This window comes from Vannielia litorea (assembly GCF_019801175.1).
In the GTDB taxonomy this organism is placed as follows: Bacteria; Pseudomonadota; Alphaproteobacteria; order Rhodobacterales; family Rhodobacteraceae; genus Vannielia; species Vannielia litorea_B.
In genome coordinates this window covers 261123-284789 of the sequence record NZ_JAHVJR010000002.1, presented here as the reverse complement: position 1 = coordinate 284789, position 23667 = coordinate 261123, and the positions used below count along the sequence as shown (strand labels likewise).

The 23667-nt window shown below is 60.8% G+C and carries 22 protein-coding genes; 15 read left to right on the top strand and 7 right to left on the bottom strand.

Annotated features, from left to right (window positions below; translation table 11 throughout):
* Positions 1 to 10: 10 nt before the first annotated feature.
* From regB to KUV38_RS16765, 13 genes are all read left to right on the top strand, one after another.
* Entirely contained in the window at positions 11 to 1423 is a 1413-nt protein-coding gene (gene regB, locus KUV38_RS16825; protein ID WP_222471647.1) for a sensor histidine kinase RegB, read from the top strand.
* Positions 1424 to 1519: 96 nt separating this feature from the next.
* Positions 1520 to 3103 (top strand): PAS-domain containing protein, encoded by a 1584-nt coding sequence (locus KUV38_RS16820; protein ID WP_222471365.1) that lies wholly within the window; start codon positions 1520 to 1522, stop codon positions 3101 to 3103.
* A 46-nt stretch (positions 3104 to 3149) separates the two neighbouring features.
* Positions 3150 to 3644 (top strand): tRNA (adenosine(37)-N6)-threonylcarbamoyltransferase complex ATPase subunit type 1 TsaE, encoded by a 495-nt coding sequence (gene tsaE, locus KUV38_RS16815; protein ID WP_222471364.1) that lies wholly within the window; start codon positions 3150 to 3152, stop codon positions 3642 to 3644.
* Positions 3641 to 4627: an aminoglycoside phosphotransferase family protein gene (locus tag KUV38_RS16810; protein ID WP_222471363.1), complete on the top strand. Its 987-nt coding sequence runs from the start codon at positions 3641 to 3643 to the stop codon at positions 4625 to 4627. Before tsaE ends, KUV38_RS16810 begins: the two co-directional genes overlap by 4 nt.
* Positions 4628 to 4644: 17 nt before the next feature.
* Positions 4645 to 5307, top strand: coding sequence for a nucleotidyltransferase family protein (locus KUV38_RS16805; RefSeq protein ID WP_315898652.1), 663 nt, complete (start codon positions 4645 to 4647; stop codon positions 5305 to 5307).
* Positions 5300 to 8287, top strand: a complete 2988-nt coding sequence (addB, locus tag KUV38_RS16800) for a double-strand break repair protein AddB (protein ID WP_222471361.1) — start codon at positions 5300 to 5302, stop codon at positions 8285 to 8287. The genes KUV38_RS16805 and addB overlap by 8 nt, the downstream gene beginning before the upstream one ends.
* A complete protein-coding gene (addA, locus tag KUV38_RS16795) occupies positions 8284 to 11634 on the top strand; it encodes a double-strand break repair helicase AddA (RefSeq protein WP_222471360.1) in 3351 nt (1116 codons plus the stop codon). Before addB ends, addA begins: the two co-directional genes overlap by 4 nt.
* 60 nt (positions 11635 to 11694) lie before the next feature.
* Positions 11695 to 12015, top strand: coding sequence for a thioredoxin (gene trxA / locus KUV38_RS16790; protein ID WP_222471359.1), 321 nt, complete (start codon positions 11695 to 11697; stop codon positions 12013 to 12015).
* 100 nt (positions 12016 to 12115) lie between these two features.
* Positions 12116 to 12673: an ATP-dependent protease subunit HslV gene (gene hslV / locus KUV38_RS16785; protein WP_222471358.1), complete on the top strand. Its 558-nt coding sequence runs from the start codon at positions 12116 to 12118 to the stop codon at positions 12671 to 12673.
* Positions 12670 to 13770 (top strand): hypothetical protein, encoded by a 1101-nt coding sequence (locus KUV38_RS16780; protein WP_222471357.1) that lies wholly within the window; start codon positions 12670 to 12672, stop codon positions 13768 to 13770. Before hslV ends, KUV38_RS16780 begins: the two co-directional genes overlap by 4 nt.
* Positions 13767 to 15077: an ATP-dependent protease ATPase subunit HslU gene (hslU, locus tag KUV38_RS16775; protein WP_222471356.1), complete on the top strand. Its 1311-nt coding sequence runs from the start codon at positions 13767 to 13769 to the stop codon at positions 15075 to 15077. The genes KUV38_RS16780 and hslU overlap by 4 nt, the downstream gene beginning before the upstream one ends.
* 131 nt (positions 15078 to 15208) lie before the next feature.
* A complete protein-coding gene (locus tag KUV38_RS16770; RefSeq protein WP_222471355.1) occupies positions 15209 to 16228 on the top strand; it encodes an alpha/beta hydrolase in 1020 nt (339 codons plus the stop codon).
* A 39-nt stretch (positions 16229 to 16267) separates the two neighbouring features.
* Positions 16268 to 17491 carry an MFS transporter gene (locus KUV38_RS16765; RefSeq protein WP_222471354.1) on the top strand — a complete coding sequence of 408 codons (1224 nt, stop codon included), beginning with the start codon at positions 16268 to 16270 and terminating at the stop codon, positions 17489 to 17491.
* Here the strand turns inward: KUV38_RS16765 and KUV38_RS16760 are convergent.
* From KUV38_RS16760 to KUV38_RS16750, 3 genes are all read right to left on the bottom strand, one after another.
* Positions 17474 to 18046 carry a Smr/MutS family protein gene (locus KUV38_RS16760; RefSeq protein WP_222471353.1) on the bottom strand — a complete coding sequence of 191 codons (573 nt, stop codon included), beginning with the start codon at positions 18044 to 18046 and terminating at the stop codon, positions 17474 to 17476. The two genes, KUV38_RS16765 and KUV38_RS16760, sit on opposite strands and share 18 nt — an antisense overlap.
* Positions 18043 to 18831, bottom strand: a complete 789-nt coding sequence (locus tag KUV38_RS16755; RefSeq protein WP_222471352.1) for an MltA domain-containing protein — start codon at positions 18829 to 18831, stop codon at positions 18043 to 18045. The genes KUV38_RS16760 and KUV38_RS16755 overlap by 4 nt, the downstream gene beginning before the upstream one ends.
* 117 nt (positions 18832 to 18948) lie before the next feature.
* Complete coding sequence (locus tag KUV38_RS16750; RefSeq protein WP_222471351.1) at positions 18949 to 19614, bottom strand: Tim44/TimA family putative adaptor protein; 666 nt, start codon at positions 19612 to 19614, stop codon at positions 18949 to 18951.
* Between the two features lie 103 nt (positions 19615 to 19717).
* Between KUV38_RS16750 and KUV38_RS16745 the strand changes: the two genes are divergently transcribed.
* Together KUV38_RS16745 and secB are read left to right on the top strand one after the other, a co-directional pair.
* Complete coding sequence (locus KUV38_RS16745) at positions 19718 to 20194, top strand: FxsA family protein (RefSeq protein WP_222471350.1); 477 nt, start codon at positions 19718 to 19720, stop codon at positions 20192 to 20194.
* A gap of 57 nt (positions 20195 to 20251) precedes the next feature.
* A complete protein-coding gene (gene secB / locus KUV38_RS16740; RefSeq protein ID WP_222471349.1) occupies positions 20252 to 20749 on the top strand; it encodes a protein-export chaperone SecB in 498 nt (165 codons plus the stop codon).
* On the opposite strand, the gene dnaQ is transcribed toward secB, so the two are convergent.
* From dnaQ to KUV38_RS16720, 4 genes are read right to left on the bottom strand one after another with little or no spacing between them, the layout of a single operon-like run.
* Positions 20746 to 21438 (bottom strand): DNA polymerase III subunit epsilon, encoded by a 693-nt coding sequence (gene dnaQ, locus KUV38_RS16735; protein ID WP_222471348.1) that lies wholly within the window; start codon positions 21436 to 21438, stop codon positions 20746 to 20748. The two genes, secB and dnaQ, sit on opposite strands and share 4 nt — an antisense overlap.
* On the bottom strand, positions 21431 to 22027 hold the full coding sequence (gene coaE / locus KUV38_RS16730) for a dephospho-CoA kinase (protein WP_315898651.1): 597 nt from the start codon (positions 22025 to 22027) through the stop codon (positions 21431 to 21433). The genes dnaQ and coaE overlap by 8 nt, the downstream gene beginning before the upstream one ends.
* Positions 22024 to 22857, bottom strand: coding sequence for a shikimate dehydrogenase (locus KUV38_RS16725; protein ID WP_222471346.1), 834 nt, complete (start codon positions 22855 to 22857; stop codon positions 22024 to 22026). Before KUV38_RS16725 ends, coaE begins: the two co-directional genes overlap by 4 nt.
* Positions 22854 to 23453, bottom strand: a complete 600-nt coding sequence (locus KUV38_RS16720; RefSeq protein ID WP_222471345.1) for a Maf family protein — start codon at positions 23451 to 23453, stop codon at positions 22854 to 22856. Before KUV38_RS16720 ends, KUV38_RS16725 begins: the two co-directional genes overlap by 4 nt.
* Positions 23454 to 23667: the final 214 nt, after the last annotated feature.

Here is a 23667-nt window from a genome sequence, read left to right as displayed (position 1 = left end):
CGCAAATCAAATGCCAGAGACTGGCCTGTCCGATAACCCCTTCCAGCATCCGCGCCGGGCCAACTGGATTCGCCTGCGGACGTTGATCGTTTTGCGCTGGGTCGCGGTGGCCGGGCAGAGCATCGCAATCGCTGCGGCGCATTTCTTGTACGAGCTGCAGCTCGAAATTGGCCTGTGTGTTCTGGCCATCGGCATGTCGGTCATTGCCAACCTTTTGGCCATGTTCATCTACCCGGCGAACAAGCGGCTGAACGAGGTGGAGGCCATGCTGATGCTGGTCTTCGATCTCGCGCAGCTTGGTCTGCTGATCTACCTCACCGGCGGGCTCCACAACCCCTTCGCCCTGCTGCTTCTCACCCCCGTCACTATCGCCGCCACCGCGCTGGGCCTGAACGCCGTTTTGATCGTTGGCGCCGTGGCCATCGGCATCGTGACTTTCGTGGCTTTCGACTATCTGCCGTTGCGCACCATCCAAGGCTTCGTACTGCGTGTGCCCTCGATTTTTTTGTTCGGGTCGTGGATCGCCATCGTGATCGGCGTTTCATTTCTCGCGCTCTATGCCCGCAAGGTGACAACGGAAATCGCCGCGATGGGCGACGCGCTGCTCGCGACGCAACTGGCTCTGGCTCGCGAGCAAAAGCTCACTGATTTGGGAGGTGTTGTAGCCGCCGCAGCGCACGAGCTTGGTACGCCCTTGGCCACCATCAAGCTGGTGAGTTCGGAGATGGCGGACGAATTGCAAGGCGATGCCGAGGTTGACGGACTGCTTGAGGACGCGCGCCTTATTGGCGAGCAGGCCGACAGGTGCCGTGAAATCCTCCGCTCAATGGGCCGGGCCGGGAAGGACGACCTGCACATGCGGACGGCTCCGCTTCAGTCGGTGCTGGAGGAAGCAGCCGAGCCTCATCAGGAGCGGGGGAAAAGGCTGCATTTTGACATGCATCCGGGCGCCGGAAGCGACGAGCGGCAGCCCGATATCCATCGCAGCTCCGAGATGATCCACGGCATGCGAAATCTGATCCAGAACGCCGTGGATTTCGCCGCCGGGAACGTGTGGATCGAGGGGCGCTGGACGGCCCAAAACGTGGTGGTGCGCGTGATCGACGATGGAGAGGGTTATCCGCCGCATCTCATCGGCCGGATCGGTGACCCTTTCGTCCGCCGCCGCCGGGCGCCGGATGAGCCGCGGAAAAGGCCTGAATACGAAGGCATGGGGCTCGGCCTGTTCATCGCGAAAACACTTTTGGAACGTATCGGTGCCAGCCTGACGTTCGCCAACGGATCCGACCCGTTCCTCGCACCGGATGAACGCCCCGACAGAGGTGGGGCCATCGTTGAGGTCACTTGGCCGCGCAAGCTGCTAGTCGCTGAGGAGGCGGAAGCGCGGGGTGCCCTTGGTGACAATCTACGCTTCGAGTCCTGATCTGCTCGCATACCCCTAACCGCCGCGCCCGGCATTAACCTGCGGTTAACCAAAATCACGTCTTCTTTGACTTGGAGTTTTACTCTCTTCGGGAGCGTGAACGGATTGTTGGGTGAGCTGCCTTGGGCATTTGCATTTGTTCTGGTGACAACGTCATTCGGGACCGCCCTCCTTGCCATGCTGGCGGTTGGCTACCTGCAACCCAAGCGGCGTGTAACGTGGGACAAGCTGACAGGCGTTTCAGGCGATGACATGACCTTCCTGTTCGAGGACGACGAGTTGGTGGACGCAAGCGAAGAGGCACATGTGTTTTTGGCATCCGGGCCGGAGACACTGCCGCCTTGGCCGCGCTTCCTGGCCCTTCTCGCAGGCTCCTTCCCCGACATCGGCAGCCGACTCGGCCAATTGGCAGAGTTGGGCAAGCTGGAGCTGAGGGCAAGGGACGGGACATCACGGCTGGATGCCGAGTTGAAAAACGGCCTCACGCGTTTCTCCTTGCATCAAGGCGAGGAGGATGAGCCAGTCGAATACGATTCCTTCGCCGTGACGGCCATGGCTGAAGAACTGGATGTGCTGCGAACAGTGGTCGACGACGCACCGGTGCTGGCGTGGCGCGAAGATGAAGATGGCAACGTCACCTGGGCGAATGGTGCCTACATCGACCTTCTGCATCGGATGCAACCCAGGAAGGCCACACTGGCTTGGCCCCTGCCCCGCGCAATTTCTCACAGCTTTCATGACTGTGAGACCGATGTGCTCCATCGCGTCTCGATAACAATCCCCTATATCGAGCAGGTCATCTGGTACGATTGCAGCACGCGTGAGATGGGCGAAGAAACGCTTGTGTTCGCGGTGCCTGCCGACCGGTTGGTTCAGGCGGAACGGTCACGCATCGAGTTTTTGCAGACCCTCACGAAAACCTTTGCCGATCTGCCAACCGGGCTTGCCGTGTTCGACCGTGGCCGCCAGCTGGCTCTGTTCAACCCCGCGCTGACCGATCTTTCCTCCCTCGAACCGCATTTCCTCTCATCTCGCCCGACTTTAGTGTCCTTCCTCGATCACCTCAGGGAAGCCCAGAGGATGCCGGAGCCAAAGGACTATAAAAGTTGGCGGGCCAGTATCGCAGAGTTGGAGAGCGCCGCATCGGAAGGGATGCATCAGGAGATCTGGTCACTTCCGACCGGCCAGACCTATCGGGTGACCGGCCAGCCACATCCGGATGGGGCCGTGGCCTTCCTGTTCGAAGATATCTCTGCCGAGATGTCGCTGACACGCAGGTTTCGCTCAGAACTCGAGATGGGGCAGGCCGTCGTCGACAGCCTTGATGAGGCCATTGCTGTGTTTGCCCACACCGGCTCTATGGTATTGTGCAACCGCGCATACCAGGAGCTTTGGAACTGCGACCTTGTCGGGTCTCTTTCTGACGTCAGTGCGCAGGAAGCGGTGCGAGACTGGTCAGCCCTCTCCGATGACGATGCCCTTTGGACTCGCGCAACACGGTTTCTATCCGGCCGAAGTGATCGACGGTCGTGGAGCGTGATCCTCGATACCGCGGCCTACGGCCGGGTCACTTGCCGGTTCGCGCCTGTCGCGGGCGGAGCGGCCCTTGCAGGTTTCAAGCTGGGAGACGGCGCAGCGGGTGCTCCGGAGCGGTCTGACGTGGCTAAGATGACCGCCTGATTTCTTACGCCTTGCCCTGCGCGGAATGGCGGATAGTCTGGCCGCGATGACCCGCGCTGCTTCGTTCCCACTTACCTTGCACCTCGCCTCTCCCGAGCACACCGCCCGGCTTGCAGCCGTTGTGGCACCGCTGCTGGGAGCCGGTGATGTGCTGCTGCTGTCCGGCCCTGTCGGTGCTGGGAAGAGCCACTTTGCCCGTGCCTTGATCCGTTGGCGGATGGAGCGGGCGGGTTCGGTGGAGGATGTGCCTTCGCCCACCTTCACATTGATCCAGACTTACCCGCTACCGGATGGCGAAATCTGGCATGCCGACCTTTACCGCCTGTCGAGTGCGGATGAAGTGGAGGAGCTCGGGCTTTCTGCGGCCTTTGAAGATGCCATCTGCCTCGTCGAGTGGCCGGATCGCTTGCCCGAGCCCCCCGCAGGTGCGCTTTGGCTGGAGTTTTCCAATGCGGAAGAGCCGAATGCACGCAGCCTTGTGGTAAATGGCCCGGAGCACTGGTCACAGCGACTGGCAGAGCCACTTGAGGCGGCGGCATGAGTGCAGTCGAAGATTTTCTGACAAGTACCGGATGGTCTGGCGCGGAAGCTGCTCCGCTGGCCGGCGATGCTTCCGCCCGGAGTTATCAGCGGCTGACTCGCGGGAGCGAACGGGTTGTGCTGATGGTGGATCCGGAAGGTAACGTTGAGGCATTTCTCGCCATCGCCCGCCATCTTGCGGCACAAGGCCTGTCCGCCCCAGTGATCTTCGCGGATGACGCGGACTACGGGTTGGTTTTGATGGAGGATCTCGGCGACCGGCTCATCGCTCGTCTTGCCGCCGATGACCCTTCCGCTGAAACGGACCTTTATGTTGCGGCGACCGAGGTGCTGGTCAAACTGCACGAGGCGCCATTGCCGGAAGGCCTTCAACTTTATGGCCCGCAGGAAATGGCGGTCATGATCGGACCAGCGGCAGAGTTCTATGCTCGGGCCGCAGGAGAACCGGTAACCCATGAAGGCTGGCTCCAGTTGACGGCTGCGCTCGAGGAAGCACTTTTCCAAACAGACACGCAGCCGCAAGTGATGATTCACAGGGACTATCACGCCGAGAACTTGATCTGGTTGCCTGAACGAGCGGGCACAGCGCGTGTTGGCCTGCTGGATTTTCAGGACGCGCTCATCGGACATCCTGCTTATGATCTCGCCTCGCTGCTTGGTGACGTTCGCCGGGACATCGGCGCAGACGCACAGGAGGCCGCTGTTCGGTGCTATGTGGACTCGACGGGCTGTGACGAAGGCAGGTTTCGGGCGGCACTTGCAGCGCAGGGAGCCCAGCGCAACTTGCGAATTCTCGGCGTCTTCACCCGGCTTTGCACTGTCCTTTCAAAGCCCGGATACCTTGATCTGATGCCCCGCGTCTGGCGCAATCTGATGCGCGATCTTGATCATCCTGATCTCGCGATCCTGAAAGATGCGGTGCTCGGTACACTGCCCGAGCCGACGGCGGAGCGATTGGACCGAATTCGTCGCGTGGCAATATGAGTGCGCCTAACTCCGCCATGGTCTTTGCGGCGGGCTTCGGCACGCGGATGCGTCCGCTCACGGATACCCGGCCCAAGCCACTCGTGGAAGTTGCCGGAAAGCCGCTCCTCGATCATGCATTGGAATTGACCGAGTGCGTGTCACGCGTGGTCGTGAATGCTCACTATCTGGGGGAGCAGATTGCAGACCATCTCGCTGGTCGTAATGTCGATGTTGTGCATGAAACCGAGATTTTGGACACTGGCGGTGGTTTGCGAAACGCGCTGCCACGGCTTGGCCCAGGCCCCGTTTTTACTCTCAATTCCGATGCAGTTTGGACAGGCCCCAATGCGATCGAGACACTGAGGGCCGCGTGGTTTCCGGAAGAGATGGACGCTCTGTTGCTGCTGGTCCCGGTGCAGAACGCACGCGGCTACTCCGGGACCGGTGACTTCTCGCTCGACCGTGAGGGTCGCCTGACTAGGGGTGACGGTTACGTTTACTCCGGTGCTCAGATCATCAAACCCGATGGGCTCTCTGAGTTCTCCGAACCAGCGTTCTCACTGAACTTGCTGTGGAACAAGATGCAGGCTGCAGGCCGCCTGTTTGGCGTGGCTCATCCGGGCGGCTGGTGCGACGTGGGGCACCCTGGTGGGATTGCAGTGGCTGAGGAGATGTTGGCGGAGGCGGGGAATGTTTGAGCCTTCAGCCACGCCACGCCTGTTTGGCACGCCGATCGGCGCAGACTTTGGAGCGACGCTGCTGGAAGGGCTTGAAGCACGGCTTGCGGGAGCGCCGCCCGAGGCATGGGGGCGTGTGACGCTTTTGGTCAATACGACCCGGATGAAGCGACAGCTACTGGATCAATTCGCGGCGGGGCCAGCACGACTGATGCCGCGCGTGCATCTGGTGACCGATCTGGCAGGTGGCCTCCACCTGACCGGGCTGAAGCCTGCCGTTTCGTCCTTGCAGCTACGCCTTCAACTGCGGCAAGCCGTGGCCCGGCTGATCGACCTCCAGCCTGACATCGCTCCAAAGAGCGCCGCTTTCGACCTCGCCAACAGTCTGGCTGCCTTACTTGAAGAGATGGACGACGAGGGAGTAGACCCGGCGACACTTGGCGACCTAGATGTTGGCGATCACTCTGCGCACTGGGCGCGGAGCCTTTCAGTCATTTCGCTGCTTTCAGGCCAGGATAGTGACATTTTTCGCACTCAAGCGGCTTTCAATAGAGATGCTTTGTCGGCGCTTTTATCGCTGTGGGACGCTGCTCCGCCGCAGACTCCAATTATCGTGGCGGGTTCCACAGGATCACGGGGCACGACGCGGCTGCTGATGGAAGCCGTGGCCCGCTTACCTCAAGGCGCGGTGGTGTTGCCAGGGGTGGACAGGGACACGCCTCAGGAGGTCTGGCGCAACTTAACAGCGTCCTGCGATAACCCCGACAGGGCGCCGGAAGAAGACCATCCGCAGTTTCGCTTTGCAGCGCTTGCCAAACGCCTGGGCGTCGCTCCAGACGACATTGCCCCTTGGACCGATACCAAGCCCGACACGCATTCGCGCAACAGGCTGGTTTCGCTGTCGCTCCGGCCGGCTCCTGTGACTGACCAATGGCTCAGTGACGGACCGAAGCTTGTCGAGGAACTGCCAGACGCTACGGATGGGCTCTCGCTGATTACAGCCCGAACTCCACGCCATGAAGCCGCAGCAATCGCATTCGCGATCCGGGAGGCTGTTGAGGCCAACAAGACGACGGCACTCATAACACCCGACCGGACATTGGCACGGCAGGTCACTGCTGCTCTGTCCCGCTGGGGCATCGTACCGGACGATTCTGCTGGTATGCCCCTCCACCAAAGCCCCCCAGGGCGATTTTTGATCGAGACAGCTGCGCTGTTTGGCCGCCCGTTGGACCTTGCTGTCGCGCTGTCGCTTCTGAAGCACCCACTTACGGCTTCAAACGCCGGCATGCGCGGCCCTCACCTGCTAAACGTTGGACGATTTGAAACTTGGGCAAGGCGCAAGGGCGTGCCGCGCGTTGATGCGGCGGTATTGCAAGACTGGTTGGGCAGCTGGAGCGCAACGGATGAAGCGAAGGATTGGGTTGGTTGGCTAGGCAGCGTGCTAGAGAATTTGCCCAACACAGGTGGCGAACCTCTGGAGGCCCGACTTGAACGACACATCGACTTGGCGGAAGCCATCGCCGCGGGGCCCGATTCCAGCGGGTCTGGGCAACTCTGGGCGGATAAACCCGGGGAAGCCGCTGGTGCTGCAGTAGATGAGCTGCGCATGGCGGCGCCGTTCGGCGGAGCGGTCGATAATGTGCAGTATCTCGGCATCATCAGATCTGTTCTCGCCGGCGGGGAGGTGCGGGAAGCGCCAATTGCACATCCGCTGGTCTCCATCTGGGGCACGATTGAAGCGAGAACCCGAACAGTCGATCTGTCCATTCTTGCAGGGTTAAACGAAGGGACATGGCCTGCCGCCTTGCCCCACGATCCGTGGATGAACCGGGCGATGCGGCGCGATGCCGGGATGCTGCTGCCTGAGCGGCGCGTCGGGCTTGCTGCCCATGACTACCAGCAGGCAATGGGCGCGCGCGAGGTTATCTTCAGTCGCAGTGCACAGAGCGCAGACACCGAAACCGTGCCTTCCCGCTGGCTGAACCGACTGACGAACCTGCTTTCGGGCCTTGGTGAAATCGGCGAAACCTGCCTCAAAGAGATGCGCGCACGAGGAGACCGGCTGGTAGCCATCTCATCAGTCTTGGCGGTGCACTCCGAAAACCCGATCTCCGCTCTGCCTGCGCCCCGGCCCGCTCCAGCTCCTCCAGCTGAAGCGCGACCCAAGGGGCTCTTTGTAACCGCGGTATCGACCCTGATCCGAGATCCCTACGCGGTCTATGCAAAGAACGTCCTCGAGCTGAGAAGGCTCGGCCCGAGAGCACCGCAACCGGATGCCGCGATGCGTGGAACGGTGCTTCATGCGGTGATGGAGCAGTGCCTGAAAGACGGTTTCGATTTCACCGGTCCGTCGGAGTGGACTGCCGAAGCGTTCATGGAGGTTGCGGCAGAAGTCGTTGCGACCCACGTGCCCTGGCCCGCCACGCGGCGGCTCTGGTTGGGCCGTCTGGCCTCTTCCGCACCGGCGTTGGTCCGGGTTGAAGCAGCACTCCAAGCGAGCGGGATGCCAATCATCGTGGAGGAAATCGGCTCTGTTCAACTGCGAGGCGTCGATTTTAGGGTGTCGGCAAAACCCGACCGGATTGACCGACTGGAAGCCGGCGGTTGCGCAGTGCTCGATTACAAGACGTCGACCAAGCCGCCGTCCGAAAAGGAGGTGGAAGCCTTCGACAAGCAGCTACTGCTGGAGGCGGCCATTGCCGAGGCAGGTGGCTTCAAGCAACTCGGCGCAAAGCGGGCCGCGCGGGTGGGATACATCTCAATCGGCAACCCCGCCAATTCACGGGACGAACCGCTGGAGATCGAGGGCGTTTGGCGCCCGGATGCGATGCTGCAAAACCTCGCTGCCTTGATCCGAACCTACGAAGACCCCTCCAAGGGGTACACGGCACGGCGCGCGCCGCAGTTCCTGATCTACGCAAGCGACTACGATCACCTTTCGCGATTTGGGGAGTGGGACGTAACTGCCGCGCCTGAAACGATACTGGTGGGCCAATGACCGCGCCGAACGAAGCCACCGCCGCTCAGATCAAGGCCGCGACACCGGAGCTATCCACGTGGCTTTCGGCCAACGCCGGCTCCGGCAAGACGCGCGTGCTGACCGACCGGGTGGCGCGGCTTCTTCTCCGCGATGTCCCGCCGCAGAACATACTGTGCCTCACCTTCACCAAGGCCGCCGCCGCTGAGATGCAGAACCGGCTGTTCTCACGGTTGGGCGAGTGGTCGATGCTCACGGACAGGGAGCTTGCCGATGCTCTTTCGACGGTCGGGGAGGACACGTCGGATGCGAACCGGCTTGCCAAAGCCCGTCGACTCTTTGCGCGGGCGATCGAAACGCCAGGTGGCCTGAAGATCCAAACGATCCATTCGTTCTGCTCCGCCATCCTGCGCCGGTTCCCGCTGGAAGCAGGCGTGCCCCCGGGTTTTGTGGAACTCGATGACGTCAGCGCCAAGGCGCGATTGCAGGAAGCGTTGGACAAGGTCGCAGAGGATGAGCCAGCTGTCTTCGATACCTTTGCCTCCCTGTTCTCAGGAATCGAGGTCGAAGGGTTTTGCGCTAAGTTGGCCGGACAGAGGAACGCCTTTGGAAGCCTCAGCAGTTTCGAGACTATTTCGGCTGCAGTGGGCCTTCCGGAGGGGTACGATGAAGCGACCTTGATCCCTGAGGTCTTCCTTGGAAACGAGAGAAGCCTTGTCGCGTCGGTCTTGCCCTATCTCGCCGCGGGCAGCACAACCGATGCAAAAGCCGCCAGCGAACTGGCGGAGCTTGCACAAGATCAACTTACTACTCTGGCGATACTCGACAAACGGTTTGTAGGTCAGTCCGGAAAGTCCGCGGGTCAGCCACGGATCGGGAGCTTTCCCACGAAAGCCACACGTGAAGCGATGCCATCTGAGTTGCTGGCCCAACTCGAAAACCTGATGACGCGGGCCGCCGATGCACATGATCGCGCAAAGCAACTCCGTCTAGCAAGGCGATCTGATGCCTTGCACCAGTTCGCTGGGGCCTTTCTGCCTGCTTACGAGGCCGCCAAAGCAGCGCGGGGCGAGCTCGATTTTGACGATCTGATCTTCAAGACTCGAGATTTGCTGACCAATGACAGTGTGGCCGATTGGGTGCTGTTCCGGCTCGATGGCGGAATTGACCACATCCTCGTGGATGAGGCGCAAGATACCAGCCCGGCGCAGTGGGAGGTGATCGATCTGATCTCCCGCGAGATCACGTCAGGCAGTGGCCGCCGGGAAGCCGGGGAACGGACGATTTTTGTCGTGGGGGACAAGAAACAGTCGATCTATGGCTTTCAGGGCGCCGATCCTGACGGGTTCGAACGTATGGCAGACACGTTCTCCGATCGGTTGGGCACATCCGGCGCCGCGCCACAGCGGATGGAGTTGCAATACTCCTTCCGTTCAGCTGCCCCCATACTGCGGGTGGTCGACGCAGCCTTCCCTGATGAGGCGCGTGCGATGGGGGGTGCCTTGAACCACATCGCTTTCCACTCTGAGATGCCCGGACGGGTGGATCTTTGGCCATTCATCCCCAAGCCGGAGAAGGCCGAGGACGAAACCCCGTGGTTTGACCCCGTCGACATGGTCAGTGCAGACGACCCTCAGGTGCAGCTTGCCCAGCGCATCGCAAAGGAAATTTCGCGAATGCAGGCGGAAGAGAGACTTTTTGACCATGTCGATGGTGAGTTCCGGCCACGACGTATCACGGATGGCGACGTTCTCATTTTGGTTCAGAGCCGGAGCCTGATCTTCCATGAGGTGATCCGCGCCTGCAAGGCCGAGGGGCTTGAGGTGGCGGGGGCCGACAGGGTGCGCCTTGCCGATGCCATGGCGGTGAAAGACTTGCTGGCGTTGCTGGCATTTCTCGACACGCCCGATGATGATTTGTCCCTCGCTGCGGCGCTCCGCTCGCCCCTGTTTGATTGGGATGAAGACGCGATCTACCGCTTGGCACAGCCGCGGGAAGGCCGGCTGTGGGAGGCCCTTCGGAACTACGAAGCAGGGGAGCCTGCGCTGATGATTTTGCGCGACCTGCGCAATCAGGCTGGCTTTCTCCGCCCATATGAATTGCTTGAGCGCATTCTTACCCAGCACGAAGGCCGTGCACGCTTGATTACGCGGTTGGGTGCGGAGGCCGAGGAATCGATAGATTTGCTCCTCGCAACCGCGCTGTCCTACGAGCAGGCCGAAACGCCGAGCCTGACCGGCTTTCTCGCTTGGATGGAGGCTAGTGAGATTGACATCAAGCGCGGTCAGGAGAGCGGCGGACGGGCTATAAGAGTGATGACCGTGCATGGCTCCAAGGGGTTGGAGGCGCCGATTGTGTTTCTCGCCGAAAGCGGAGACCGCCAGCCGCCACGCGAGGATGGTGCCGTGATGCTCGAGGGACTGCCTCCGCTCTGGAAGCCCTCAAAGCCGGATACCCCGGAGCTACTGGTGGCGCCGCTCGCCGCGTTGAAGGAGCGGCAGGAAGAAGAGCGGCTGCGGTTGCAGTACGTTGCGATGACCCGTGCAGAGCAATGGCTGATTGTTTGCGGTGCGGGGACCGCGAAGGAAGACAAGGAAAATTGGTATCGTCGCACCGAAGGCGCACTTGAGCAGGTTGGGGCCGTAACGCACATGTTCCCGTTCGGAGCGGGTAAGCGCTACGAGAACGCACGGCCGGATGAGGAGGGCGTGACCGAAACGACGGACAAGAGCGCGGCGCAGGTCATTCTGCCCGACATCGCTTTGGCCCAGCCCGTAACTCTGCCGCGGCCACCCCAGGTGCTCTCACCGTCAGGGTTGCCGGGTCCGAAAACCTTGCCCTCTGAAGGTGTTGGCAACCCGGATGCGCTTGATCGTGGGACGGCTTTGCACCTGTTACTAGAGCACCTCCCCAGATTTGAGGCGTCCGATCGCGAAGTCCGGGCCAGCGCCTTGCTGGAGGCGTTTGCGCCTAGCACTGCGCCCGATTTGATTGCAGAGACATTGGCAGTGCTGCGGGCGCCCGAACTGATTAAGTTGTTCGAAGGCGACGCGTTCGTTGAGGTACCCGTTACAGCCCGCCTCCCCGAGAGAGGCGGAGAACCGATGCAGGGCATAATTGACAGGCTCGTTGTCACCGAAAGCACAGTTACCGCCATTGACTACAAGTCCCATCAGGTGGTGCCGGAACGGATTGAAGATATCCCCTCGGGCCTGCTCGCCCAGATGGGCGCCTATGCCTCGGCACTAACCCAGATCTACCCAAACCATCACGTTCAAACGGCACTGCTCTGGACGAAGATCCCGCGGCTCGACGTTCTTCCACACGACCTTGTGACGAATGCGCTCAAAGCTACCGCATCTGCTTGACCTGCCCAAGCCGCAACCCTACCTTCCCAACCCGAACCGCAAAACATCAGGAGAGCCGAGATGGCGACCGTTGCCGTGACCGATGACACCTTCGACACCGAGGTGAAGGAAGCCGACATCCCCGTAGTGGTGGATTTCTGGGCGGAGTGGTGTGGCCCCTGCAAGCAGATCGGCCCGGCACTCGAAGAGCTTTCCGAAGAGCTCGACGGCAAGGTGAAGATCGTCAAGGTCAACGTCGACGAAAACCCCAACTCCCCGGCCCAGATGGGTGTGCGTGGTATTCCGGCACTGTTCCTGTTCAAGGACGGTCAGGTGGTGTCCAACAAGACCGGCGCTGCGCCCAAGGCCGCGCTGCACGGCTGGATCACCGAGTCGATCTGAGCACCGTCTCACCGCATGGATCGGGGCGCTTCGGCGCCCCTTTTTCTTGCGGGCGCCGGGTGGCATGGCCATATACCCCAAGAACGAAACGGAGAGCGGCATGAGCGACAGCGAATTTCCCGGTTGGCACGGCACGACGATCATCGGTGTCCGCAAGGGCAACGAGGTGGTGGTGGCCGGTGACGGGCAGGTGAGCCTTGGTCAGACGGTCATCAAGGGGTCTGCCCGCAAGGTCCGCCGCATCTCGCCCGGTGGGCACGAGGTGGTTTGTGGCTTTGCCGGGTCAACGGCTGATGCCTTCACTCTACTGGAGCGTCTGGAGAAGAAGCTGGAAGCCACGCCCGGTCAGCTCGCGCGGGCCTCGGTTGAGCTGGCGAAAGACTGGCGCACTGACAAGTACCTGCAAAAACTCGAAGCCATGCTCATTGTGACCGACGGCAAGGAGCTTCTGGTGATCACTGGCGCCGGTGATGTTCTGGAGCCGGAACATGGCATCGCGGCCATCGGCTCGGGTGGGAATTACGCGCTGGCAGCGGCCCGCGGGCTGATTGATCAGGATATTGATGCCGAGACCATCGCGCGCAAGGCAATGGGCATTGCGGCCGACATCTGCGTTTACACCAATGGCAACCTGACCGTGGAGAAGATCGGCGGATGAGCATCACCCGTGATGACATCCGGGCCGCCGTGGGTGCCGGCAAGATCAGCGAGGCGCAAGCAACCGCCATTGTTGCGTTGTCCGACGCGCGGCGCGGCGCGCGTGAAAACCTTGGAGGCCTTGATGAACCATTCGAGCTGTTCAAAGGCTTCAACGAGATATTCATCGTTGTCGGACTGACCATCCTCTACGCCGGATGGACAGGATTGACCGGCATTTCCACCTATCTGGCCAGCAGCAGCATGGTCTCACTCCTGCTTTGCGGGTTGGCCGGGATGGCTGCGCTCGCCGGATTGGCGCTTTACTTCACGCGCCGGCGGAGGATGGTTGCGCCTTCAATCGCTCTGGCGATCATGTTTGCCTTCTCCGCCGTGCAAGCAGGCTGGGCGGTGAGCTATTGGATGGTTCCCGATAACGGCATCCCGAAGATCACCGGCTTCAATGACGTGCGAACTGTGATCATGCTGGCCTTGGCGACACTGGCACTGATCGTCTACTGGCTCGCATTTCGCGTGCCGTTTGCGATGCTGCTCATTGCGCTGGGCTTCTATGCGACCTGCTTCGGGCTTACCGCGCTGAACGGCCCGGAATTGGAGAGCGTGCGCGATGTTTTCCTGCTGTCCGCCAACTCCGCCTTTTCGTGGATAACGCTTGCGCTGGGCTTGCTTGGGCTAGCCTTGGCGCTGAGGTTTGATGTGTCCGACCCGCACCGGGTGACACGCCGCGCCTCGCAAGCGTTCTGGCTCCACGTCATCTCTGCCCCGGCCATCGTGAACACGGTTGCCTTCACGCTATTCCAGCAAGGTGGAGCCGTGGACTACCTCATCCTCAGCGGCTTTCTTGTGCTCATGGCGGTCTTTGCCATCGTGATTGATCGTCGCTCCTTCCTCATATCGGGTATCGGCTATGTGGTGGCACTCACCGCACTTGTGGCTGAAGGCCAGACTTGGGCCTTCATCCTGCTTCTCGGCGTTTTCCTCGTTGCGCTTGGTGCGTTCTGGGAGAGCATCCGTGGCGGGATCATGGCCGTGATGCCCGGCTTCCCCGGAAAAGACAGACTGCCGCCCTGGACGCGGCCGAGAGAGTTTTCTGCATGACTGATCTGACGCCCCGCGAAATCGTTTCGGAGCTTGACCGCTTCATCATTGGCCAGAAGGACGCCAAGCGTGCCGTCGCCGTGGCGCTGCGTAACCGTTGGCGGCGCAAACAGCTGGCCGATGATATCCGTGACGAGGTCTATCCGAAGAACATCCTGATGATCGGCCCTACCGGCGTCGGCAAGACCGAGATCAGCCGTCGCCTCGCCAAACTGGCGCGGGCCCCCTTTATCAAGGTCGAGGCGACCAAGTTCACCGAGGTTGGCTATGTTGGCCGAGATGTTGAGCAGATCATCCGCGATCTCGTTGATGCCTCCATTGCTCAGACCCGCGAGTTGATGCGGGAGGACGTCAGAGCCAAGGCCCGCGATGGGGCTGAAGAGCGGGTGCTGAGGGCGATCGCCGGAGAAGACGCGCGAGGCAAGACACTGGAGATGTTCCGCGACAAGCTCCGCAGCGGGGCGCTCGACGATACCGTGATTGAACTGGATATCGCAGAGCCCACCCCCTCAATGCCGATGTTCGAAATCCCGGGCCAGCCCGGCGGCGGAATGCAGGGGATGGGGAACTTGCAGGACCTGTTCGGCAAAGCGTTTGGGGGCCGCACGACCCGCCGCAAGATGACGGTGGCCGAGAGTTACGACATCCTCATTGGGGAAGAGGCTGACAAGCTGCTCGACGACGAAACGGTCAAGACCGCGGCTTTGGAGTCGGTGCAAGAAAACGGCATCGTCTTCATCGATGAGATCGACAAGGTGTGCGCCCGCGCTGAAACCCGAGGCGGTGATGTGAGCCGCGAAGGCGTTCAACGCGACCTGCTTCCGCTGATCGAAGGCACAACCGTCAGCACCAAGCATGGCCCGGTGAAGACCGACCACATCCTTTTCATTGCGTCCGGGGCCTTCCACATTGCCAAGCCATCCGATCTGCTGCCGGAGCTACAGGGGCGGCTGCCCATTCGAGTGGAACTGCGTGCGCTGACCGAAGAAGATTTCGTTCGTATCCTTACGGAAACAGACAACGCGCTGACCCGGCAGTACACCGAGTTGATGAAGACCGAGGGCGTGGATGTCAGCTTCACTGATGACGGAATTTCGGCGCTTGCCCGGATTGCCGCCGAGGTAAACCAGAGTGTCGAGAATATCGGCGCGCGCCGGCTCTACACGGTGATCGAGCGCGTCTTCGAGGAGCTTTCGTTCGTTGCGCCCGACAAATCCGGCGAAGCTGTTCAGATCAATGCTGACTACGTTGAGGAGAACCTTGGCGAGCTGGCCCGATCGACCGATTTGTCGCGCTACGTTCTATAGCGATGGTGCCCTTGGTGGGGCCGCGCTAACGTTGACCCATGACGAGGTTCGCGCGGCTTCTCCTGATATCCCTGCTCCTCACGGCCTGTGCGCCGCGAGCGACTCTTGTCGTTGTGCCGAGTGCGGTTGGGGTGGGGACGCCCTACAAGATCTTTGTTGGGAGCACCCGGCTGCGTGACCCGAACAAGAAAGTGGTGAGGTACACTGATCGCGGTCCCTTGGGTTATCTGGCCTATGAGGTTTCCGTGCCCCCGCTGCGTAACCCGGGCGATGTACGCACCGCCCGTCTTAAGGGCCCGGATGTGCAGCGTGATTTCGTCGCCACATCAGCCAGCCGGTTTGCCACACCGCAGGTATTTCGGGTTGCGGTTCGTGAGGCATTAAAGGCGAAGCCGGCGGCCAGAGGAAACGTCATCGTGTACGTCCATGGCTACAACAACACGATCGGAGACGCCGTTTTTCGCCTCGCGCAGCTTACCCATGACCTGAAGATCGATGATCTGCCGGTCAGTTACACGTGGCCATCCGCGGAGAACCCTCTTGCTTATGCTTACGACCGGGACAGTGCGCTCTTTGCTCGGGACGGGCTCGAGGAGTTTTTGACGGAAGTCTCAAAGTCCGGCGCGCGGTCGATTACGATTGTGGGCCATTCAATGGGCTCTCTTCTTGTGATGGAAACCCTGCGCCAGATGGCCATTCGGAACGACCGGCAGGTGATGCCTAAGCTCAATGGCGTCGTGCTCATGTCACCCGATCTGGACGTGGATCTCTTCCGCTCTCAGGCGACCCGGATCGGCGATTTGCCCGAACCCTTCGTTATCTTCACATCCAGCCGCGATAAGGCCCTGCGTTTGTCGGCCCGGCTCACCGGCCTGCCAGCGCGGCTTGGCAACCTGAAGGATGTTGAGGAGGTGGCAGACCTCGACGTGACCGTGATTGATGTTTCCAACTTCGGGACCGGTGGCCTGGATCACTTCGCGGCGGCCGAAAACCCGGCTTTGCTAAAGATACTTGGCCAGATCACGGCCGTCGACGCCGCCTTTGGCCGCGACAATGCTGGGCGGGCCGGATTGTTGCCCGGCACGATCCTTACTGTTCAGAGCGCGACCTCGATCATCCTTTCTCCGGTGACGGCCATCACAGGAAACTGAGCGCTTTTCATTGCCGAGGGCCGGGGCGATAACGGCGGCATGGGTTTGCTCAGCTTCCTACGTGGTAACGCCCCGTTCCTGCTGGTCGGAGCCTTGCTATCGTTTGCCTCATCTTTTGGGCAGACGTTCTTCATCTCGATCTTCGCTGGCGAGATCATGGAGAGTTTCAGCCTGTCGGACGGTGAATGGGGCCTGATTTACACGGTCGGCACCACGATTTCCGCCATTACGATGGTCTGGGCCGGCGCATTGACGGACCGTTACCGGGTGCGGGCGTTGGCCAATGTCGTTGGCCCAGGGCTGGCACTTGCCTGTCTTGGGATGGCGCTTTTGTCCGGGCCGGTCGCACTGGTTTTCGTGATATTCGCGCTGCGCCTGTTCGGCCAAGGGCTGTTCTCTCATCTGTCTATCGTCGCAATGGCCCGATGGTTCGTTGGACGGCGTGGTTTGGCACTCTCGATTTCTTCGATGGGCTTCGCCTTGGGTCAAGCCATTTTGCCGGTGGTTTTTGCGGCCGGGATGGTCTGGATCGGCTGGCGCTGGCTATGGGTGGTTGCTGCACTTGTGGTCCTGGGGGCGCTTCCAATCCTCGCTCGGCTCTTGCGCGCAGAGCGGACGCCACAAGCCGCAGCCGATGCCACCCCATCTGCGGGGATGGACAACCGACATTGGACGCGGAGTGAGGTATTGCGTCACCCACTCTTCTGGTTCTCCGTCCCGCTGTTACTGGGCCCTCCAGCTTGGGGCACCGCCCTCTTTTTCCAGCAGGTTCACTTCGCAGCTGTGAAGGGGTGGGCGTTGGTCGACTATCTGGCGCTCATGCCTGTTTTCACCGCGGTATCCATCGCCGCAACCTTCGCATCCGGCGCGTTGATTGACCGTTTTGGGACAGCGCGGCTAATGGTGTTCTACATGCTGCCCTTTGCGATCGGCTTTTTCATCCTCTGGCAAGCAGAGGGCCTCGTGATGGCGGCACTGGGCCTCGCAGTTTTTGGCATAGGCACCGGCGCGCAGGCGACGCTACCGGGCTCCTATTGGGCAGAATTTTTTGGCACCCGGCACATCGGCTCCATCAAGGCGATGGCGGGCGCAATCATGGTGTTCGGCTCAGCCATCGGGCCAGGTATCACGGGTTGGCTTATTGACACCGGGCTGACGTTTGAAGACCAGCTGCCGTGGATTTCTTTGTACTTCTGCCTCGCAGCATTGAGCATTGCGCTCGGTGTTGCCGCAGCACAGCGGCGGCTACCGGGTGCGGCGTAGGTAGACGTAGAAGGCACCATCTCCGCCGTGCCTCAGGTTGGCTGGTATGACCTCAAGCACGAGCGATGCCAAGGGTGGGCGGGTGAGCCAGTCTGGCACTTGGCGCCGGAGGACTCCGGGACGCGACGGGATGGGGCCGTCGTCATCTGGTTTGGTTCTACCTTTGCCGGTGATGACGAGGACCAATCGCTTGCCGTCCGCATGCGCAGAATGAATGAACTTCATCAATCGCGGCTGGGCTTCGGCAAGTGTCATACCGTGCAGGTCTATCCGGCCTTCGGGCTTCAACTTGCCGCGCTTCATTCGGTTGAAGGCCTTCCGATCCATGGCGGGCGGCGGCGGCGCTGTGTTTTGGATTTGGTGGCGAGGCTGCGATCGCTCGCCCACCGAAAAGGCCTGCGGTGTGAACACAGAGCGGAGCTCGGGCTCATGATGCGGTTTATCGACTGGTTTGAGCTTGGGCCGGTTCTTGGCCATTGGCGTGGCATTTTCGACGACCTTGCGCCAGAGCGCCTCATCCTCGGCTGAAAGACGCTTTGGAGTCTTCCGGGTCATAGGCCGGCTCGCGGCACGAGTTTGTAAGATCGGATTGTGGTAAATAGCTTCCCGGCCTGCTCACCGGCGATATTGCCGGTACCACAGAACAGGTCTGTCCGGCCCGGCCCTTTGATTGCCCCGCCTGTGTCCTGGGCGACGCAAAGCCGAGACGGCGTGTCAGCATCCGGTATGTCGAGGTAGATCAAGCTGCCGAGGGCGGTGGACGCAGGGTCAACCGCGACGCTTCGCTGCGGTGTCAACGGCACGCCCGATGTGCCGATTGGGCCAAGTTCCGGCGCGATATCCAGTGGCTTGAAGAAGACGAAGCTGGGGTTTTCGAGGAGGGCCTTCGCACCCTCTTCCGGGTTGGCATTATACCAGGCGCGAAGGGCCTGCATGGAAACATCTTCGGGCGTGAGCGCACCGCGCTCCAGCAATAGTCGGCCGAGCGACACATAGGGATGACCGTTCTTTCCGGCAAAACCGAGCCGGAGCTCCGACCCACCTGGCAGGGCAATGCGGCCGGAGCCCTGCACCTGAAGGAGAAATGCATGCAGCGGGGAGGCTAGCCAGGCAAGTTCGCGACCGGCCAACAGGTTCTTTTCGACGATTTCAGTACGCGACGCGAAAGATTGCCCAGTCTGCCAACCTTCAGGTACGGCGTAGACAGGTGCCGGATATCTGTCACTTCGCTCCAATGCGCCGCGATAGACTGGCTCGAAATAGCCAGTGAGTACCGCGCCTTCTGCCAGCATTTCGGCTTGGAAGTGGGTCTCGAGGTGTTCCTTTGCCGCGCCGGGCATGACCCCGTGCGCAGGGTCTTCGGGAGTTGCGGTTGTCAGAAAGGTCCGGAATGCTGCCTCGTGGTCATCCTCGGCCCAGCCGGGGAGGTTGGCGAGCTCTATCCGGGCCAACGTGCCTTACTCGCCGGTCGCGACCAGTTTCCAGTTCGGGTCACCGGTGCCCATCTGCCGCGCAAATGTCCAGATATCGCGCTGGCGCTTCACCGCGTTCGGATCGCCTTCGACAATGTCTCCGCCTGCATCGCGAACCACGCTTGTCAGCTCACCGATAAAGCGAACCGTGATCTCGGCCTCGCTGTTTGCCTCATCAAAACTGGCTTCCGTGAGTTTTACTTCGCGGACGCCGATGAAACTCGCATCTACGGTTACACCATTCTCGGCGCGCATCTTCACGACTTCATTGAAGCTATCCATGACATCTTCGCCCAGGAAGGGTTCAACACTGACCAGATCACCGCGTTCGAATGCCATCAGGATCATCTCGTACGCTCCGCGGGCGCCCTGAAGAAACTCACCAACTGAGAAACCCGGCTCGACGCTCTTCATGCGTGCAAGTGCGTCCGCTGTAGGACCTTCCTCGACGTGGTCGGCAATATCACGATCCACGCCGCCCTCGATAACCTCGAACTCGTGGCGGCCATTGTCGCGGCTGCGGCTCGCCTCAGGGACCGGCGCTTGCGGCTTTTCAAACCCCTCTCGGGTGCCCAGCACAGAGCGCAGGCGCAGGATCAGGAAGATCGCAACGCCGGCGAGCACAAGGAGCTGGATCACGGCAACATTCATTGGGGCCTCGGGCACAAAAGTGGCAATTGGAGCGTTCCGAACATATGTAGGCTTTCGCAGGGGGCAAGTCCACCAGCCGCCTTGCGACACTTACGGAGGTTTGATGCCCCTTTTGGCGCTTTTCATCGCGGTCCCACTCATCGAGATCGCACTCTTCATCCAAGTTGGCGGGTTGATTGGCTTGTGGCCGACTCTCGGCATTGTGCTGGTGACTGCCGTTCTCGGAACATGGTTGGTCAAGAGCCAGGGTCGGCAGGTTCTGGCGGACATGCAGGGTCGGTTCAATGAGCTAAGTGACCCCACTGAGCCGCTCGCACATGGGGCAATGATCCTGTTCTCCGGTGCTCTGCTGCTGACGCCAGGGTTCTTCACCGACGCTGTTGGTTTCCTGCTGCTGATTCCGGCGTTCCGGACGGCCGCATTTTCCTGGCTCCGGAAGCGGGTGAAGGTGCAGAGCTTTACGATGGGCTCCGGCCCGGCCCAGCGCCCGGCGCGGGATGACGTGGTGGACGGCACCTATCGCGAGGTGACGCCCGACAAGCCGGAGATCCCGGGAAACTCAGGCTGGACCCGCCATTGAGGCTGCCGTCGCACCCTGATAAAGCAGGCGCGACCCAAGATAACCGGAGAGAGCCCGATGGCCGACACCCCCGAGAATGGCGCCGCCGCGCCACAGCAGCAGCCGCAGGTGCAGTTGCAGATCCTTGCTCAGTTCATCCGCGACATGTCTTTCGAGAACATCGTCGTTCAGAAGGGTATTCAGGGCGAGGTCCAGCCCGAGATGCAGGTCGCTGTCGCGGTGGATGCCCGCAAGCGCACGACCGAGAACCAGTACGAAATCACTCTGAAGACCAAAGTCGAGAGCAAGAACAAGCCCGACGGCAGCACGCTCTTCCTGCTTGAGTTGGACTATGGCGCCGTGTTCCAGATCGATGGTGTTCCGGATGACCAGTTGCATCCCTTCTTGCTGATCGAGTGCCCGAGGCAGATTTTCCCCTACGTTCGCCGCATCGTGTCTGACGTGACCCGCGACGGGAACTTCCCGCCGGTGAACCTGCAAAACATCGATTTCGTGGCGCTGTACCGTCAGCAACTCGCCCAGCGCGCAGAAGCTGCGCCCAAGGCCGACGCCTAATTCTCGAAGCGTTTCCAGACCGCCGCGTCACCTAGCTTTTCAACGAAGGCTTGGTGCGTGGCGGTTTCGCTTTCGGTCAGCCGTGGCGGAAGTGGCTGCGGCCGCGGTGAAGGCCGCCAGTTTGTGTCAACTGTGGTGGTGTTGGTCTGGGTACGCGCCTCAGAGAGCACCAAGCCGGGTTGGCGACCACCAATGAGTTCAAGATAGACATCAGCCAAGATCTGACTGTCGAGCAATGCCCCGTGCAACTCGCGCTCGGTTGTAATCCCGAACCGCCGACAGAGCGCATCGAGCGACGCCGGAGAACCAGGAAATTTCCGACGCGCCATAGCCACGGTATCGATCGCGCGGTCATCGGAGATTAGTGGCTTGTTGACCCATTTGAGTTCGGCATTGAGGAATTTCATGTCGAAGGCGGCGTTGTGGATGACGAGCTTGGCGTCTCCGATGAAATCCAGGAAGTCCTGAGCGATCGCGGCGAAAAGCGGCTTGTCGGCGAGGAATTCCTCGCTGATCCCGTGGACTTCAAAGGCCTCGGTGGGCATGTCGCGTTGCGGGTTGATGTACTGGTGATAGTGGTTGCCGGTTGGCATATGGCCCACGAGTTCGACGGCGCCGATCTCGACGATGCGGTCACCGCTGAACGGATCGAACCCCGTTGTCTCTGTGTCGAGTACGATCTCACGCATCGATTGTCCTCCTGACCTCTGCCAAAACCGCCTCAACTTGTGCTCGCGCATTCTCCACTGTGTCAGTGATGATCACCCGATCAGCTTGTGCCTGTTTTTCTGCATCCGGCATCTGTGCTTTCAGAATACGTTCAAGAGTCTGCTCGTCCATGCTGCCACGCTCAAGAACGCGGCGGCGTTGCTCTTCCGGGCTGCACGAGACGGTGACTGTCAGATCCATCTCTTGGTCTGCACCAGTCTCGAAGAGGAGGGGAATATCAAAGAGGACGATAATGGCATCCGTCGTTTCGGCAAAGTCGGCTCGATCCTGTTGTACAAGAGGGTGAACCAGCGCTTCGATCTGTGCTAGTGCGCTTGCGTCCTCGGCGATCCAAGCGCGGAGGGCCGGGCGCGAAACCGTGCCACCTTCAACGGCTTCTGGCCTCAACGCTGCGATTTCTGGAACGGCAGCGCCATTCTTGGCATAGAGGCGGTGTACCGCGGCATCGGCGTCCCAGACCGCCACGCCCGCATCTGCGAACATCTTTGCGGTCATCGACTTGCCCATCCCGATACCGCCCGTAAGACCTATTCGGAACGGTCTGCTCACCAACCCATCACCGCGGCACGGGTTTTGTCGGTGACGGGTGGTCGTTGCCCAAACCAGCGTTCGAAGCCCGGGGCGCCTTGGTGAATCAGCATGCCCAACCCATCGACCGTCGTGCAGCCAATTTCAGCCGCAGTCTTGAGGAGCTCTGTTTGAAGCGGCGTGTAAACGATGTCTGTTACGACCATGTCAGGAGTAAGCGCGTCCAGCGGTACCTTGAACTCCGCTTTCCCGACCATGCCAAGGGAGGTGGTGTTAACGATAAGTGCAGCGCCTTCGATCATCGAACCGGCCAGCACCCAATCGAAAACAGTGATCTTTGGTCCGAACTCTGTTCGGAGCGCTTCGGCTCTTGGCCGCGAGCGGTTGGCAAGGCGGATGTCGGTGCAACCAGCTTCAATGAGAGAGGCCAGCACGGCCCGGCAGGCTCCGCCAGCACCGAAGATCACCACTGGGCCATCTTGGGGCGACCATCCTGGGGCGCCGGCTCTCAGATTGGCTATGAAGCCGTAACCATCTGTATTATCGGCATAAATCGTACCGTCATCACGAAAGATCAGCGTGTTTGCAGACCCGATCAGGGCTGCGCGGTCGCTGACAGCATCTGCCAAGTTCAGTGCCGCGACCTTATGTGGGATCGTGATGTTGCACCCCACGAAGCCCATTTTGGGAAGAACACGCAGTACCTCTTCGAGGTTCTCATGGCTGACATCCATCGGGATGTAGTGGCCCAGAAGACCAAGTGCCTCGAGCCAATGCCTGTGAAGTGCAGGGGAACGCGAGTGGGCGATCGGCGAGCCGATCACGCCAGCCAGCGGTATCTTCTCCGTCATGTCGGGATCACACCCTTGATCGCCAGATAGTTCAGCAGTTCCAATAACGGCAATCCCAGCACATTGAAATAGTCCCCCTCGACGCGGGCAAAGAGCCGCGCACCCTCTTGCTCGAGCTGGTAGCCGCCTGCGCACCAGCGGATGCTGTCCCAGGTACGGGCAACGTAGTCTTCGATGTACGCCGGCGACAGAGGGCGCATGTGCATACGGACGACACCGACATGCCGCCAGATTGGCGCTCCGTTCTCGTAGATGACGGCCGCCGACAGAAGCCGGTGTGTTTGCCCTGCCATCGCGGTGAGTTGGCGAATTGCCTCCTCGACGCTCCCCGGCTTGGCGAGGATATTCCCGTCAAACTCAAGCACCTGATCACAGCCGAGAACCATTCGATCAGGTCGCTTGCTGGCAATCTTGGCAGCTTTCATCTCTGCGAGTGCATCGGCGATGTCCCGGGCCTTGGCGCCTTCAGCTTCAAGTCCCGCCCTCAGTGCCCCCTCGTCGACTCTCGGTGCTTCTATATCAAACGGTACGCATGCATTCCGAAGCAAGGTCGCTCGGATCTCTGACCCTGATGCCAAGAGAAGCGATGTTGTCATGTGGATAACCTCGGGGATGACTCTGAGTGTAGGGTGTGACTCCGATGTGGCCGGTTTTGGGAGAGGGAGCAACCGGGTGGTAGACGACCCACTTGTCAACTCGGAGTCAGGTTTCGTCCCCATGAGGAGAACACTTCACTTGCGTTCTGGATAACTCATGATCGTGGCGGTTCGCCCCCGAGTGTGCCCACGAGTTCTCCATGTGTTGAGTTCT